The following is an 11892-nucleotide window of genomic DNA, read 5'->3' on the forward strand; positions in this document are numbered from 1 at the left end:
ATTTTTCGAGATTTAACGCGATGGAAGTGTAAAAACTTATATCTTTGTGCACGTACACATGAAGAACGACTAATGTAAATTGATTGTCTAACTAATATAGTATCAAGAAAACAAAATGAAAACGTATTTAAAATTAGCAGCCTTGTCTTTGACATTGCTGTGTGGTGCCTGCCAACCTAATGACGGATGGCAGAAGTTGTTTAACGGAAAAGACTTCACAGGTTTTAAGCAATTGAACGGAGAAGCTCCTTATCGTGTAGAGGATGGTTGCCTCGTTGGTAAATCCGTGTCCGGCCAGCCGAATAGTTTTATGGCTACGGAGCAGGAATATGGTGATTTTATCCTGGAATTTGAAGTGAAGTGTGATCCGAGCCTTAATTCGGGTGTACAGTTCCGCAGTGAAAGTTTGCCGGACTACCAGAATGGACGTGTACATGGTTACCAGTGTGAAATAGATCCTTCCGATCGTGCATGGAGCGGAGGTATTTATGATGAAGCACGTCGTGGATGGTTGGTTACTTTGACTGATAATGATGCAGGTCGTGCAGCCTACAAGAGAGACGACTGGAATAAGTATCGTATCGAGGCAATCGGCAATAATATCCGTATCTGGTTGAACGGTGTGAATACTTCCAACCTGATCGATGATATGACTCCGAAAGGTTTTATCGCTTTCCAGGTTCATGGAATCGGAAAAGACATGTCTAAGGAAGGAAAAGAAATCTGGTGGCGTAATATCCGCATTAAGACGGAAAATCTGGAAGCAGAACGTATGCAAGGACAGTTGGCTCCGGAAGTAAACCGCATTCCGAATACATTGACGGAAACAGAAAAAGCAGCCGGTTGGAAGTTGTTGTTTGATGGTAAAACGTCTAACGGATGGCGTGGTGCCGGTCAGGAAACTTTCCCTGAACATGGATGGAAGATTGAAAACGGTGAACTGACAGTTATGAAAAACGGAGGTCCGGAAGGTAAAAGAGGCGGTGATATCGTAACGAACGATGAATTTGGTGCCTTTGAATTGAGCTTTGAGTTTAAGCTGACACCGGGTGCTAACAGCGGTATGAAATATCTGATCCAGGAAAGTGAAAAGAATAAAGGTTTTGTGATCGGTCCGGAATATCAGGTATTGGACGACCAGCTCCATCCGGATGCTAAACTGTACACAACCTATCCGGGTAGCCGTACGGTATCCAGCTTGTATGACATTATTGCAGCGAAAAACAAACGTTTCAACGGTGTAGGACAGTGGAACCAGGGTGTAATCAAAGTATTCCCCAACAAGCATGTCGAACATTGGATGAACGGCTTTAAGACTGTTGAATATGACTGGGCTTCCGACGCATTCCTCGAATTGGTGAAGGGTAGCAAGTTTGCAAAGAAAGAATATAATGAATTTGGCGGTTTCGGAACAGCTGACAAAGGCCATATTTTGTTGCAGGACCACTGGGATGAAGTATCTTTCCGGAATATCAAGATTAGAGAACTGAAGTAGTTAACTAAAAAAATAGAACCATGACAACACGCAGAGATTTCCTTAAACACAGCGCTTTGGGCGCGGCCGGTCTGACTATTGGCGGACTGGGTTTCAGTACTGAAAGTTACGCTAACATAATGGGAGCAAACGAAAAGATACGTGTGGGCATTGTCGGTTTTTCAGACCGTGCCCGCTATTCGCTGATTCCGTCTTTTATGGCTTGTGCCGATGAGTTGGGATTTGAGATCGTAGCCGTCTCCGACATATGGAAAAAGCGCCGGGAAGAAGGGGTTGCTTTCTTCCAGGAAAAGTATGGAAAGAAGGTAAAGGCGTTCCGCAACAATGAGGAACTGTATGACGCTAAAATATGCGATGCAGTGATTGTGGCGACTTCTGATTTCCAGCATGCTTTGCATTGTATCGAAGCGGTTAAAGCCGGATGCGATGCTTATGTTGAAAAACCGTTTGCTGAAACAATGGAGGATGCCCGTGCCGCCCGTAAAGCTGTGCTGGAAAGTGGAAAGATCGTGCAGATTGGTTCTCAACGCCGTTCGGCGCCTAACTATCATGCGGCTAATGATTTTATCCGTTCCGGTAAGTTCGGTAAGATCACGATGGTAGAGATGTGCTGGAATGTCAACCAACCCGGTCGCTGGCGTCGTCCGGCGTTGGTTGCACAATGTTTTGAAAAAGATACAGACTGGAAACGCTTCCTGTTGAATCGTCCGTATGAAGAGTGGGATCCGCGTAAATATCTGGAGTATCGCCTCTTCTGGCCGTATTCGTCCGGTATCCCCGGTCAGTGGATGTCGCATCAGATCGATACGGTACACTGGTTTACGGGATGCAACCATCCGCGTAGCGTAGCTGCCAATGGCGGTATCTATCAGTGGAATGACGGACGTCGCAGTTATGACACGATGACGGCAGTGTTCGACTATGGTACTCCCGACGGCTCACAAAACTTCCAGGTGGTTTATTCTTCCCGTATGCATAACTCTGCCGGCGGGACGAAAGAATTGTATTTCTCCAATGGCGGGACATTGAATCTGGATACGAATAAAGTAACATCCGAAGGTGGTCTGACCAAACGTTTTGCAGATGAAATGGGTATGCAGCCGAATCTGTTGGATGAATATGTTTTGCCGTCTATCAAAGTGGAAACAGGTTCCAATACCGGTTCCGATCCGATGACAAACCTGCATATGCGTAACTGGATGGAATGCGTAAAGAGCCGCAAACAACCGCATGCTCCTGTAGATGCCGGTTACAACCATTCGATTGCCAATATCATGTGTACAGCATCTCTTCGTACCGGTGAAAAGGCTACGTTCGATGAAGCACGGCAGGAAGTATTGGCCGGCGGTAAAGTCTTTAAATACTGATTATTCGTTCTGTAAAAAGCTGCAAAGTACGATTCTTTGACGTACATCAGCGATAACATTCTTTGTGGAGGTAAGTAGACTGAACGTGTACTTATCTCCATAATTTTTTTGGATTTTTTCCAAGTCTTTCGCCGTACAGAAAAAGAAACCGCTGACCGGCTGTTCCTGATCGAAGTTATGGAACTTATTCCCCAAGTAGAAATTCAATCCGTAAAGATTGGAATATGTTTTCAGGTCATTCACGACATACATATTCGTGTCATCCAACGGATATTCTTTCTGAACCAGCTCGGCAAACGGACGGGCTGAACTTCCCTGGCGTATTCCGCGCATCACAACACCGTCGATCAGCAGGTTAATACCGAAAGCAAGCGCTATCGTTGCATATAGTATCTTGATATTGATCTTCTTAAACATCTGGTAATAGACTGTTGCCAGAATAGCCAGTATAACTAACAAGATGCAGATCGTCAACCCGCAAGGATGCGAGAACATATTCGAAACCATCTCCACCATTTCCAATGCAGCTTGGCGGTTCGTGTATTGGCTTGCTATTTTGACAGGATCGATTACACCCGCCATTGTCAACCCTACGGCAATCATTACGACAGCTGTGATCGAAGCCATGAATGCGGCAAACAGACGTGTGACTTTGGTCCGGTATTCTGTGATATATAAAGTGTACTGAGCCAGGAATATCGCGATAAACGGATAGGCAGGCATCAGATATACGCTCCGTTTGCTGGATGGTATCGAATAGAAAAAGATGATACAAACCAATGCGACCAGACTGAACAGTTTCTCTTTTTCCATCGATTGTATCTTGTTCCAGGTGTCTTTCAGAATCTCTTTCATAGATTTCTCCGGTTTGTGGAGCTTCAATCCGAATAAAGAGAAAAAGAAGAAGATTGTCCAAGGAATAAATCCTGCAGCCAATGTCATGAAATTGTACCAGACACCGTTTTCATGTCCCAGTTCATAATGGATTTCCGGCGTGCTCAAATGGAAAAAACGTCCGAAGTTTTCAGCCAATACCACATTCAAGAATGCATCGCCCCCCTGTTTCCAGGCTGCAACATACCACAGTAAGGGCAGGAACAGGGAAGAAATACCGGCATAGAGAAGCGCTTTGAATATCACCAGGCAGGAATACTTGCGAAGCATCAGCAGGTAAACGCCGAAAACAAACAGCGGCAGGATAAGGCCTACAGGCCCTTTCGTCAGGACGGCACATCCTAACAGGGCGGGAATGGCAATCGGCACACCTTTCAGATCCAGTTTGTCTTCCCATCGGTATAGTTGGAAAAGCCCGATCACCATAAACGTTGTCAATAGCATATCCACACGGGTAGTCATTGCAGCCCGGTGTATCTCGATACAGGTAATAAGCAGTAGCGTTGCAATAAAAGCTTGCTGAAACCGTAGCCGCTTACCGAAGAAAACCAATGTAAAACCGATTAGTGTGATAAATGCCAGCGCAGACGGCAACCTGGAAGAAAACTCGGTCACATGCCCTTGCGGCAGAGAGGCTGCGGCCATCATCCAATGCGCCAATGGCGGCTTGTAAGCAAATTCGTTTGCGTAGACCTGAGGCAAAACCCAGTTGCCTGTTTCAAGCATCGAAACTGCGACTGCAGCTTCGCGAGGTTCTCCTTTTGTTGAAAAATCTCCCAGCCCTATCCAAGGGAGGACAGAGATAATACAAATGACGATAACCATCGTTACCGGTTTTTGCAGATAGAGATATTGAAGAGTCGGTGTGCGCATAGTTTAAATCGGTAAGGAGCCTTCACCCCATTATATTCATTTTAATTAGAATGCAAAAGAACGACTTTTTACGGACTTTTTCTTCATTTTGAGAAACTTTTTATGTTCCTAAACATTCTTTGATGGAAGTCCGGATCACATCGGCATCTTCCTTGTTTTCCCGGAGTATGGAGAGGATGAGATTTAAGTAACTCTCTTTGTTGCTGATACCACAGTATTTACATAATTGGGATTGCGGCAACATCCCTTTCTGGTTGTAGACGCGGAGGATATTTTTGTAATCGCCGGTCTCGGCATATTGGATGAACTTACTCTTGATCCCTGTATAGATATCGTCTACGTGCACCGTTTCGCGAATGCTTTCCACATGCTCGGTCAGTTCTTCAACCGTACTCATTTTCCGGTTCAGTGCTGTTTCTAACTTCTTTTGCACCCGGTGGCGGGCATGGAGCAGCACTTGGCTTTCGAGATCCTTCAGGAAAAGCTTGATCACGTTTTCTTTCACCTGGCTGAAAACCACTTCAGGGTCTTTCATCAGGCGTTTGGCAACAGTCTTGATAACCGGTTCCAGCATCAGCAGGTTTTCGACTTCGGCGACGTCGGGTACATAGATATGCTGTTCGCGCAGGTAAGCGATCTCGCCCTCTGTCCGGCGGTCACGGTCTACGATCCCTTTGGAGTCCAATGTGTGGAAGTCTTTCAGTTGTGAGAACGCTTTTGTCGTTTCGATTACCTTTTGGCAACCGCCCATCGGCTTCACTTTATAATCCGGGAAAATAAGCGGATAAAGCCGGTTGTCTATGCTGTTCGAATCTGTCCCTTCGATAAACAGGATCGGTTTACGGCTTCCTAAAATTTCCATATAAACCTCTTCCGGGAAGGTGTCGGAGTTTTCGATCAGTTCATAATCCCATATCCGGGCGTCTGCATTGTAGGAACGTATCCACAGCCGTTTGCTGCTGTCGCGTGAGGCGGCGAAGTCGATGTCGTGTGTCAGGTATACATAGGTGCAATCCGGACGTATGGTTTCTATCTCGTCCCATAAGGGATTCTTGATAGAGTCGTGAAGCAGGATTTCCGGTTCTTCGATGATTAAGAGGGCATTCACCGGAGCACAAAGTACGGCTCCGATCAGATAAAACACTAACTTTTCACCGTCACTCATCCGGCCGGCTGTATATGAATCTCCGTCGATACTGGTAGAAGCTAATTCGATGAAACCTGATTTGCGCACCAGCCGGTTGTGTGGGAACATCTTTTCCCAGATGGTCTGGATACGGTCTATCTTGGTTACCGGCGGCAACAAATCGGGTGTGAGTTTACAATCTTCCTTGTATTTGACGGCAGCTTCAAACTCTTCTGTTTGCAGATGCAGGATCAGTTTTTCATATTCCGACAAACGGGGCATGAAAAGCCGTTCGGCAATCATCGACTGAAGCCGTGCCAGTTCATTGCCGTCCGCGGGCGTTTCATTCTCCTCGCTACTGAGAAAGAGGGAATGCATTCCGGATATCCATACGCTTCGTCCTGCATATCGTTTGTGCAACTCTCTGCCGAAGGAACTTTTGCCGGATCCGTTGGCCCCGATTACGACCAACACTTTTGTGTCGAGTGTGACAGGTGTTGAAGTATTCTGATTGGTTGGAAGAATGAGCTCCATACAAGTTCTAATTTGTTTCTTCTCCAAAGATAGAGAAGATAAATGAAAAATAGAGGCCTTTTATGTACATTTGCACGAAATAATTCTACAATAAAATGAAAAAGACAGCGACGGAACTGATCATGCTCGGTACTGGAAATGCAACTGTAACCAAATGCTACAATACTTGTTTTATTATTAAAACGGAAGAGACTCTGCTCTTGGTGGATGCAGGGGGTGGAAACGGCATATTAACCCAACTGGAAAAGGCACAGGTACAACTGGCCGATATACATGAAATGTATGTGACGCATGCTCATACGGACCATATATTGGGAGCAGTTTGGGTTGTCCGGATGGTGATTCAACGGATGTTGAGTAAACGTTATACGGGGACATTCAACCTTTATAGCCATGCTAAAGTATTGCAGGTTTTGGACTATATGCTCCGGATGATGCTTTCCCAAAAGCAAATAGCATTGTTGGGCAAGCAAGTCCTGTTCCATGAGATAGCGGATAAGGATGTGCTCCGGATAGGAGATATGGAACTTCAATGTTTTGATATTTTGTCTACGAAAGAAAAACAGTTTGGTTTTCGGGCATTGCTTCCGGACGGAAAATCATTGGTTTGTCTGGGTGATGAACCTTACAATGAATCGAACCGCCAATATGTGGAAAATGCAGACTGGCTGCTATGCGAGGCTTTTTGCCTGTATGAAGACCGTGAGATTTTCAAGCCTTATGAAAAACACCATAGCACGGCGTTGGAAGCCGGCCGGTTGGCGGAAGAACTGAATGTGAAGAACCTGTTGTTATATCATACGGAAGATAGCCGTCTCGATACCCGCAAGAAAGATTATACGGCAGAAGCCAGCCTTAATTTTTCAGGATTTGTGGTTGTACCGGATGATTTGGAAAAGATAAGTCTTAAATAAGAAGAGGGTGTCAGATTCAACCTGGCACCCTCTCTTCTATTATATAAATTTCGGTTGATTAGTAAGCCCGTGCAAACAATACGCGCTGTGCGGAAGGTTTGCCGGTTACCATACATTTGCCCGGAGTCTTGTCGCCTTCCAAAGGAATACAGCGGATGGTCGCTTTGGTTTCGTTCTTCACCTGCTCTTCTGTTTCGGGAGTACCGTCCCAGTGGGCCATGATGAAGTAGCCTTCTTCGATTTTTTCTTTGAATTCTTCGTATGTATCGACAGTGATTGTCTTTTCCGTACGGTGGTCGAGTGCTTTTTGGAAGATATTCTTCTGGATTTCTTCCAACAGGCTTTGAACGTATGTTTCGATGTTGTCGCAAGTCACTGTCTCTTTTTCCAGTGTGTCGCGGCGCATTACCTCGATCGTGTTGTTTTCCAGGTCACGTCCGCCCATAGCCAGACGTACGGGAACGCCTTTCAGTTCGTATTCGGCAAACTTCCAACCCGGTTTCTTGTTGTCGGCGTCATCATATTTAACTGAGATACCCAGCGCTTTCAGCTTGGAAACGATACCGTCGACCTTTTCGCTGATCTGCGCCAATTGTTCCGCACTGCGGTAGATCGGCACGATCACTACCTGGATAGGAGCGAGGTGGGGAGGCAATACCAGACCGTTGTCGTCGGAATGGGACATGATCAGGGCACCGATCAGGCGGGTCGAAACTCCCCATGATGTAGCCCATGCATAGTCGCTCTTTCCGTTCTTGTCGATAAAGGTAACGTCGAACGCCTTGCCGAAGTTCTGTCCTAAGAAGTGGGAAGTACCGGCCTGAAGTGCCTTTCCGTCCTGCATCATGGCTTCGATCGTATATGTGTCCAAAGCTCCGGCGAAGCGTTCGCTTGCAGACTTAACCCCTTTGATGACAGGCATAGCCATATAGTTTTCTGCAAAGTTTGCATAAACACCTTGCATCTTTTTTGCCTCGATTTCAGCTTCTTCCTGAGTCGCATGGGCGGTATGCCCTTCCTGCCACAGGAATTCTGCGGTACGGAGGAACAGACGGGTACGCATTTCCCAGCGCATTACGTTTGCCCACTGGTTACAAAGAATAGGCAGGTCGCGGTAAGACTGTATCCAGTTGCGGTATGTGTTCCAGATGATTGTTTCGGAAGTCGGACGAATAATCAGTTCTTCTTCCAATTTGGCGGCCGGGTCGACCACAACACCTGTGCCGTCGTGGTTTGTTTTCAGACGATAATGAGTTACAACGGCGCATTCTTTTGCGAAACCTTCCACATGTTCGGCTTCCTTGCTCAGGAATGATTTCGGGATCAGCAATGGGAAGTAAGCGTTTACGTGACCTGTTTCCTTGAACATATCGTCGAGGATACGTTGCATCTTTTCCCAAATTGCATATCCGTAAGGCTTAATCACCATACAGCCGCGTACTGCAGAATTTTCTGCCAGATCCGCTTTGATTACCAGATCCTGGTACCACTGCGAGTAGTTCACACTTCTCGGAGTCAGTTCTTTCAGCTCTTTTGCCATTTCTTTATTATTTCTTAGATGTTGTTTTTCTGTAATAACGAGGGGCAAAGGTACAAAAAAATTATATCTTTGCTACAAATCAATTTTATATAGACCATGTACACACGTAGATTTATTACGGCAATTATTGCCTTGTCATTGTTTTTTATCCCCTTGTTCGTAAATGCCCAGTCGGGAAAGCCGCTTCGCCTGGGAGTTGCCGGAGTTTCTCACGGGCACCTGCACGAAGTGATTGTCCGCATGGACAGGGGCGATTTTGAGGTAGTAGCGTTTCGGAACCGGATGCTGAACTGAGAGCGAATAACGGGCTAAGTAAAAAATTACCGGCATCCTGTTTCTATGCCGATTTAGGAGAAATGCTGGATAAGGCGAAGCCGGAAGTGGTTGTTGCCTACGGTTCCATTTATGATCACCTTGCCGTGGTGGAGGCATGTGCGCCGCGCGGTATCCATGTGATGGTCGAAAAGCCGTTGGCTGTCAATATGGAGCATGCCAACCGGATGGCAAGCCTTGCCCGCAAAAACAAGATTCTGTTGCTTACCAATTATGAAACGACCTGGTATGAAACGAACCATGAAGCATACCGCCTGATAAAGGAAAACGACGCGATTGGTAAGATAACCCGTATGAATGTATATGACGGCCATCAGGGACCTTTTGAAATCGGTTGCGGAAAGGCGTTTACCGATTGGTTGACAGATCCGAAGCTGAATGGCGGAGGTGCCGTTATCGATTTCGGCTGCTATGGTGTTAACCTCGCTACCTGGTTGATGGACGGGCAGAAACCGGTCAGCGTATATGCTGTCCTGAACCATCAGAAGCCCGACAAATATCCGAATGTGGATGATGATGCGACGATTGTTGCCGAATACCCGGATGCGACTGTCCAGATAATGGGTTCATGGAACTGGCCGATAAACCGGAAAGATATGCATATATATGGTAGCAAAGGATACATTTACCAGGACACGCCGACCCATATGCGTGTTTATAAGGACAAGAAAGAAACCCAATGGCAGTCACCCAAACTGCAAGCTCCTTATAACGATTCCTTCTATTACCTGAAAGCGGCCGTACGCGGAGATATCCAGGTTGCTCCGACCGATTTGTCTTCTTTGGAAAACAATCTGATCGTTGTCGAGATACTGGAGTCTGCTATCAAAAGTGCCAAGAGCGGGAAGCCGATCCGGTTGCAATAAAGTGATCCGGCTACAATAAAAAAGAAGGGCTGTCTTCAAATGGAAGACAGCCCTTTTCTATTAGATATTTACGATCTGTTTCTTATTTGTAAGGTTCGCCCTTAACAGCAGCGATACCCGGAAGAACTTTACCTTCGATCGCTTCCAGCAAAGCGCCACCACCTGTAGAAACGTAAGAAACGCCGCTTGCCAGACCGAACTTGTTAACACAAGCTACAGAGTCGCCACCACCTACTAATGAGAATGCGCCGTTCTTGGTTGCTTCAACGATAGCTTCGCCTACTGCACGTGAACCGTCTGTAAAGTTTTCGAATTCGAATACGCCTGTAGGACCGTTCCAAAGGATCGTTTTGGAGTTCTTGATCACGTCGGCATAGATTTCGATTGTCTTCGGACCGATGTCAAGACCTTCCCATCCATCAGGAATTTCATTTACGTTAGCATAAGCAGTCTTAGCGTCGTTGCTGAAATCGTCAGCGATCTTAGCGTCAACAGCCAATACCAGGTTTACACCTTTTTCTTTCGCTTTCTTCATCAGGTCGATAGCCAGATCCAGCTTGTCATCTTCGCAGATTGATTTACCGATCTTACCACCCTGTGCTTTTGTAAATGTATAAGTCATACCGCCTGTGATGATCAGGTTGTCTACCTTGTTCAGCAGGTTTTCGATGATTTCGATTTTGGAAGAAACTTTGGAACCACCCATGATAGCGGTAAACGGACGAGCGATGTCGTTCATTACTTTTTCAACAGCTTTCACTTCTTTTTCCATCAGGTAACCGAACATCTTGTGGTCGGTGTCGAAGTAGTCGGCGATCAGAGCCGTAGAAGCGTGAGCACGGTGAGCCGTACCGAATGCGTCGTTTACATAGCAGTCAGCATAAGAAGCCAATCTCTTTGTAAATTCTTTCTGGCTTTCTTTAACGGCTTTCTTGGCAGCTTTCTTTTCTTCGTCTGTTGCATCTTCAGCCAATCCTCTCGGTTTGCCTTCTTCTTCAGCATAGAAACGAAGGTTTTCAAGCAACAATGCTTCGCCCGGTTGGAGAGCGGCAGCTTTGGCACCGGCTTCTTCGCCGATACAGTCGTTAGCAAACTGAACATCCACACCTAATAATTCGGAAACGTGTTTCAGGATGTGTTTCAGTGAATATTTGTCAGTAACGCCTTTCGGACGTCCCAAGTGAGAACCGATAATTACACTGCCTCCGTCTGCTAAAATCTTTTTCAGAGTAGGAAGGGCGGCACGGATACGAGTGTCGTCTGTGATGTTGAAGTTTTCGTCCAGAGGAACGTTAAAGTCAACTCTTACAAATGCCTTTTTGCCGGCAAAATTGAAATTGTCAATTGATTGCATAACTCTTGTATTTAAGTTCTGTATTAAAATGTCACGCTTAGCGGATGCAAACTTACACAAAAATATTTTATTTCGTTGTTTCAGATTCTGTAATTATTGGCTCAATTGAAAAAACTTCTTTCGCCGGAGTCTGAAATATGCTTGATTACTTAATATGTATAAACGGTCCTGTTGATTCATCGGGCAGGAACTGAAGCTTTATAAAATTGGGAAATATACAATAACCCCCTGTTTCGGCCATTTTTCTATTTCGTCCGAAATCTTGATCGGTTTTGGATTGACTCTTTTCATTGTTTTGGCCTTTTTGTCTGACAACAGAGGAAATGGGGTGCCGAGGTCACTTCGGAATGCATACAATTTGATTATCGAAAACAGGAAACACTGACAAAGTGATAAAGCTTAACTCCCGGAGAATCGAATATTTGAAAATAAAACGGACGGCGTCCCAAATATCGCAAGGAAATTCAGGTGCTTTTTTGCCCTAAAGACGGTCCTCTTTTCAATTACGACCGTGCAAATCGCCATTACGACCGTCCTAATCTTCGTGAGGTGCCGAGTGCACTACCTATTAGCACGGTCGCAATGGAAATTAGGAC

At 45.8% G+C, this 11892-nt stretch carries 7 protein-coding genes and 1 pseudogene; 4 read left to right on the forward strand and 4 right to left on the reverse strand.

The window, feature by feature from the left end; genetic code table 11:
- Nucleotides 1-115 precede the first annotated feature (115 nt).
- Both DW083_RS18655 and DW083_RS18660 read left to right on the forward strand, forming a co-directional pair.
- Nucleotides 116-1495, forward strand: coding sequence for a DUF1080 domain-containing protein (locus DW083_RS18655; protein ID WP_122333437.1), 1380 nt, complete (start codon nucleotides 116-118; stop codon nucleotides 1493-1495).
- A 20-nt stretch (nucleotides 1496-1515) separates the two neighbouring features.
- Nucleotides 1516-2862: a Gfo/Idh/MocA family oxidoreductase gene (locus tag DW083_RS18660; protein WP_122333438.1), complete on the forward strand. Its 1347-nt coding sequence runs from the start codon at nucleotides 1516-1518 to the stop codon at nucleotides 2860-2862.
- On the opposite strand, the gene DW083_RS18665 is transcribed toward DW083_RS18660, so the two are convergent.
- Together DW083_RS18665 and DW083_RS18670 are read right to left on the reverse strand one after the other, a co-directional pair.
- Entirely contained in the window at nucleotides 2863-4629 is a 1767-nt protein-coding gene (locus DW083_RS18665) for a glycosyltransferase family 39 protein (protein WP_122333439.1), read from the reverse strand.
- A 100-nt stretch (nucleotides 4630-4729) separates the two neighbouring features.
- The gene (locus DW083_RS18670; RefSeq protein ID WP_122333440.1) at nucleotides 4730-6289 is read right to left on the reverse strand and encodes a DUF4435 domain-containing protein; all 1560 of its coding nucleotides are present in this window, start codon (nucleotides 6287-6289) and stop codon (nucleotides 4730-4732) included.
- A 95-nt stretch (nucleotides 6290-6384) separates the two neighbouring features.
- Between DW083_RS18670 and DW083_RS18675 the strand changes: the two genes are divergently transcribed.
- The gene (locus DW083_RS18675; RefSeq protein ID WP_122333441.1) at nucleotides 6385-7203 is read left to right on the forward strand and encodes an MBL fold metallo-hydrolase; all 819 of its coding nucleotides are present in this window, start codon (nucleotides 6385-6387) and stop codon (nucleotides 7201-7203) included.
- A 58-nt stretch (nucleotides 7204-7261) separates the two neighbouring features.
- Here DW083_RS18675 and proS read toward each other — a convergent pair whose 3' ends face one another.
- A complete protein-coding gene (gene proS, locus DW083_RS18680) occupies nucleotides 7262-8743 on the reverse strand; it encodes a proline--tRNA ligase (protein ID WP_122333442.1) in 1482 nt (493 codons plus the stop codon).
- A gap of 96 nt (nucleotides 8744-8839) precedes the next feature.
- Between proS and DW083_RS18685 the strand changes: the two are divergent.
- Nucleotides 8840-9942: pseudogene (locus DW083_RS18685) on the forward strand (Gfo/Idh/MocA family protein).
- Between the two features lie 82 nt (nucleotides 9943-10024).
- Here the strand turns inward: DW083_RS18685 and pgk are convergent.
- Entirely contained in the window at nucleotides 10025-11296 is a 1272-nt protein-coding gene (gene pgk / locus DW083_RS18690) for a phosphoglycerate kinase (RefSeq protein WP_115498621.1), read from the reverse strand.
- Nucleotides 11297-11892: the final 596 nt, after the last annotated feature.

This window comes from Parabacteroides sp. AF48-14, assembly GCF_003477465.1.
In the GTDB taxonomy this organism is placed as follows: Bacteria; Bacteroidota; Bacteroidia; order Bacteroidales; family Tannerellaceae; genus Parabacteroides; species Parabacteroides acidifaciens.